1 protein-coding gene is annotated in these 3,942 nt (G+C 54.2%); it reads left to right on the forward strand.

All coding sequences use genetic code 11. The annotated features are described in order from the left end of the window. Window positions 1-846 precede the first annotated feature (846 nt). Window positions 847-3,942 (forward strand): PAS domain S-box protein (locus ACYVK4_RS32430; RefSeq protein ID WP_461131735.1); only part of this gene is annotated, 3,096 nt, incomplete at its 3' end.

The following is a 3,942-nucleotide window of genomic DNA, read 5'->3' on the forward strand; positions in this document are numbered from 1 at the left end:
TGACCAATCATGGCGGGGGGATTACGGCCCGTAGCCAACCGGGTCAAGGGGCCACCTTTACCCTCTACCTACCGGCCTAGCCTAGCTCCCTGCAATAGGAGGGGCTTGGTCAGTCATTTGGTTGCTTGATCCTTTTTCAAATGCACCCACTTTCTACTTAGCTTCATTCTCCGATAAGACTTGTTTTACTTTCTGGCTAGTGGGCCACTTTACTCAACGAGCCTTGGGTTAGAGCTAGCTTACCTTTTGGGTCAAACAGCCGAGCTCATTTAGAGATCGGCTGTTTGACCCAAAGCCTCAACCACTCCCTTCCTTGTTACTTAATCATATACTCATCTAACCGGTTTGTAGCCAATATTGACTTACAGGTTAATGATTAAACCATGTAGTCTATATTGCTGCACTTTATTGGGTTTAGCTCTTGCAGGTAAAGCCTAATGGTGTGGATAGATACCGGAAACGCCGATTTTTATAAGGTCGGTGTTTTTACTTTTTACTCAAATTTACTTTCAAAGCAGAACGCTCAAAGTGGGTCATCCTAAGCTTTCCAATCTTCAGTGCTTAATCAGGGAACCGTAGATGCAGCAGCACCCGCCCAAATGCTGCTGATTGGACTGTAAAATTACTGTCTAATTCACACGCCCCAGTAGGAGATCCATTAGCTTACATACGTCTGCTTCTTGGGTGGCGCATGGAAGGAGACGACTTATTTTATTACTAGTCAAGTCCTTTTAGTGGCCCACTTCGACGACCAACCGCATAAAATAGGTGCCTCAACGTGCGTACCCAAGCCGACAACTTATTAGCTTAGCTGTTTAAAATTGTTTAGTCCAAATTTAAGGAGAAGTGACCGAATCTACCGATCGTTTGCCGAACGAACCTACGGCATCCCGAGCCCGCCAACCCAAGCTGCGGCCTGTTGAAAAGGCGTTGGCCTCGGCTTTTACGAAGGCCTCGGTAGGCTTAGCCATCACCCACACGAGTGGCAAAGCGATTTATGTCAATAATGCCCTGGGCCAGCTGACGGGTTACTCCTCCAGCGAACTGATCCATCAGCCCTTTGCCTTACCGATTCACCCGGATGATCAGGCGCTATTCTCCATTCAATTAAACGAGTTGGTAAGTGGCCACATTGGCTCGCTGAGTACGCAGTTTCGCTGTCGTCAAAAAGACGGCGGGGTAATCTGGTGTAAGCTCCACACGACCCTACTCTATGACCAAGCCGGCCAGGCGGATCGCCTGTTTACCCTGCTGGACGAAGAAACGAAGGAATCAAGGGGGGGCAACGCCCAGCCCAAATTGCTGGCCCTGGTCGACAACAGCCTCCATTTTATGGCCATCGCTGACCTGGATGGGCGGGTAACTTACCTCAATAAGGCGGGTCGAGCGCTGGTTGGACTGCCCTTATCCGATGAGTTGGCCGCACTCCGGGTAGCGGATTTCTATTCAACGGAGCAGTACCCCCTGATTCGCGATGTGGCCGTTCCGACACTACTCCGGCAGGGGTATTGGTCAGGTCGGGTCAATCTTAAACACTTTGCTACGGGCGAGCTAATTCCGTGTCAGGCCAGCGGTGTTCGGATCGATGATCCCCACACGGGAAAACCCATTGGACGAGGCTTCACCCTGCGGGACTTACGGCCCGAATTGATTGCTCAGGAAACGCAGCAAAAACTACTGACCTTAGTCGATAACAGCGTTGAGCTGATGTCCATTTTAGAACTGGATGGGACAAACTCGTATATCAATAAGGCGGGACTAGCCCTGCTGGGCTTTGACAGCGCCCAACAAGTGCAGCAAACGCCCATCTCCCAGCTGCACACCCCCGAGCATTTTGCGCTGGTGGAGCAGGAGGTCCTGCCATCGGTGATGACCACCGGGCGCTGGTCGGGCGAGATGCTGGTTCGTCATCTGAAGACGGGGGAGGTGTTTCCGGTTTATAATAATACCATTCGCATTGACGATCCCCTTACTGGACAGCCCATCGCGGTGGGGGCCGTTATGCGCGACCGGCGACCCGAGCGGCTGGCCCAGCAAGCCTTGGCGGAAAGCGAAGCTCGCTTCCGCAACCTGATCATGCAGGCGCCGGTCGCGATGGCCGTATTTCGCGGGGATGAGTTTGTGTTTGAGACCGTCAACGAGGCCTATCTGCCGCTCATTGATAAAACAAGAGCCGAGGTAGAAGGCAAACCCCTCTTTGAGGTACTCCCCGAAACCAGGTCAACGCTGGAACCCCTGGCGAGGGAACTGGTCCGCACGGGCCTTCCGTTTCCGGCCAGCGAGTTTGAGATCGTCATTAACCGGCATGGTCGGGAGGAGACCTGTTATTTTAATTCAATTTGGGAGCCTTTCCGGCTAAGTGATGGCCGCATTGATGGCTTTATCGTCGTAGCCCATGAAGTCACCCCGCAGGTGGTGGCCCGCAAAATGGCCCAGGCCAGTGAAGCCAAACTTCGCTCCCTCATCGAGGAGGCACCGGTGGCCACCTGCCTGTTTATGGGACCCGAACTGGTAATTGAACTGGCCAATGAACCCATGATCCGTTTCTTCGGACGTGGGCCCTGTATTGTGGGCCGGCCCGTCCGGTCGGTACTGACCGGCAGTGGGGAGGAAGCCTCCGCCATTGCCCTTCTGGAGCAGGTCTTTACTAGTGGTATATCCTTTGCGGCCCCGACGGCCCCGGCCACGCTAACCCTGGATGGTGTGCCGACCAAGTACTATTTCGATATAAATTTAATCCCCCTGCGGGATGGGACCGGTCAGGTTTACGCCATCTTGGAAACGGCCGTCGATGTAACGAGTCAGGTCCTGGCCCGAAAAAAGATCGAAGAAGCTCAGGCCGGTCTGCAGGGGGCCGTGGAGCTGGCTCAGTTAGGCACCTGGAGCATTGATGCGGCCACGGGCGGGCTGAGCTATTCAGACCGCCTGGTGGAATGGTTCGGCTATGATCCGGCCCGGCAGGCTTACCAGACGATGATCCCCCTGCTGGCGACCGGCGATCAGCAACGGGTTGATGGGGCCTTGGCCTGGGCGCTGAATCCCGAATCAGATGGCTATTACGATGAAATCTTTACGGTGATTCATCCCCAAACGGGCCACAAACGCATCCTGCATGCCCAGGGTAAGACCATCTATGATGCCCTGGGGAAAGCCGTTCGGATGAATGGTACGGCCCAGGACATTACCATCCAGCGGGAACTACAGCTGGCGCTAGAAAACCAGGTCCAGTATCGCACCGAAGAGCTGGCTGCCACGAACGAAGAATTAGCGGCCAGTAATGAAGAACTGTTAGCAACCAATGAGGCCTTTGTTGTCGCCAATCAAGCTTTGGAGCGGGTCAATGCTGATCTGATCCGGTCCAATCAGAACCTGGAACAGTTCGCCTACATCGCCAGCCATGATTTGCAGGAACCCCTGCGCAAGATTCAGCAGTTTGGCGATCTGTTAAAAACACGGTTTACCGTCTCGGCAGGGGAGGAGCTGGTTTATCTGGAGCGGATGCAGGAAGCGGCCCGCCGGATGTCGATTCTGATTAAAGACTTGCTGGCCTTTTCCCGGATCTCGGCCACTCAGGCCGTTGACCAGCCGGTGCCGCTGGAGGCCGTTGTCAAGCAGGTTTTGGAAAGCTTATCGGTCGCCATCGAGGAGAGTGGGGCGCAGGTTGAGGTAACTGCGTTACCCACCGTACCGGGCGACTCTAGGCAGTTAGCGCAACTCTTTCAGAATCTGTTATCGAATGCGCTGAAGTTTCGACGCACGACCCCGGAAGGCGCATTCATACCTCCGCAGATTAGCGTGCGAAGCCGTTTGATGGCCCGCTCTGATCTGCCCTCCTCTTTAAAGCCAGCTCGGTCTGCTACGAACTATTGGCTCATCGAGGTGAGCGACAACGGGATCGGCTTCGAGGAGAAGTACCTGGATCGTATCTTTCAGGTCTTTCAA

This window comes from Spirosoma aerophilum, from assembly GCF_054782495.1.